This is a genomic window from Kluyvera sp. Awk 3 (assembly GCF_028069715.1).
Lineage (GTDB): Bacteria > Pseudomonadota > Gammaproteobacteria > Enterobacterales > Enterobacteriaceae > Kluyvera > Kluyvera georgiana_A.
Window position 1 is genome coordinate 1 of the sequence record NZ_JANEWH010000288.1, and the last position, 1,032, is coordinate 1,032.

Annotated in this window: 2 protein-coding genes; both read left to right on the forward strand. The window is 36.4% G+C overall.

Annotation, left to right across the window (positions count from 1 at the left end; all coding sequences use genetic code 11):
* Window positions 1-284 (forward strand): ABC transporter permease (locus NNN71_RS24690; protein WP_442910533.1); only part of this gene is annotated, 284 nt, incomplete at its 5' end.
* Window positions 281-946, forward strand: a complete 666-nt coding sequence (locus NNN71_RS24695) for an ABC transporter ATP-binding protein (RefSeq protein ID WP_271459591.1) — start codon at window positions 281-283, stop codon at window positions 944-946. The genes NNN71_RS24690 and NNN71_RS24695, both read left to right, overlap by 4 nt.
* Window positions 947-1,032: the final 86 nt, after the last annotated feature.

The following is a 1,032-nucleotide window of genomic DNA, read 5'->3' on the forward strand; positions in this document are numbered from 1 at the left end:
GTAATACATTCCCAGAAACCGAGAAATTCTTACCAATAATAATAAAACCACTCTATTTTATTTCCTGTGTCATGTTTCCTCTGCATTCAGTCCCTGAGGATTATTGGGGATATTTATTATGGAATCCTATTGTTCATGCGATTGAATTGAGCAGAGAGTCTGTGGTTCCTGGATACATCTCAGGGGCAACAAGCTTATCATATCTTGCTTTTAGCGCATTATTATCATTAATGGTAGGTTTGTGTTTGTACACAGTACGTGAAGAGGCTATGTTAACTTCATGATTGAAATAGATAATCTTACAAAAAGCTATCCTACGCCATCGGGGCGCCATTATGTTTTTAAGAATTTAAAAATCCAACTACCGTCCGAAAAAAGTATTGCGCTTATTGGTCGCAATGGTGCAGGAAAATCAACTTTATTACGCATGATCGGTGGAGCTGATAGGCCTGATTATGGGCAGATTAAAACAGACCAGACAATTTCTTGGCCAGTGGGTTTATCTGGAGGATTCCAGGGTAGTCTGACGGGGAGGGAAAACGTAAAATTTGTCTCGAGATTGTATGCGACCAAGAAAGAATTAAAAGACAAAATAAAGTTTGTAGAAGATTTTTCTGAATTAGGAAAGTATTTCGATATGCCGATAAAGACATATTCTTCAGGAATGCGGTCACGATTAGGTTTTGGGCTGAGTATGGCATTTAAGTTTGATTATTATTTAGTTGATGAGGTGACTTCTGTTGGTGATGCAAGATTTAAACAAAAATGTTTGGATATATTCAATAAACGCCACAAGGAGTCTAGTTTTATAATGGTGTCACATAGTGTTAGTGCGTTAAAACAATATTGTGATGCGGCACTGTTCTTGGCTAGAAATAATAATGTTTTTTATTATGACTCCGTAGATGAAGCAATTAGTGAATATAATAGGAATGAAGGGATTTAATCGTCGATAACGATGGGACAAACGGATGTTCAATAAATGTGAATCTTTTTTACGGAAAATAAAAAAATTCATCAGGTCTCCTGGGA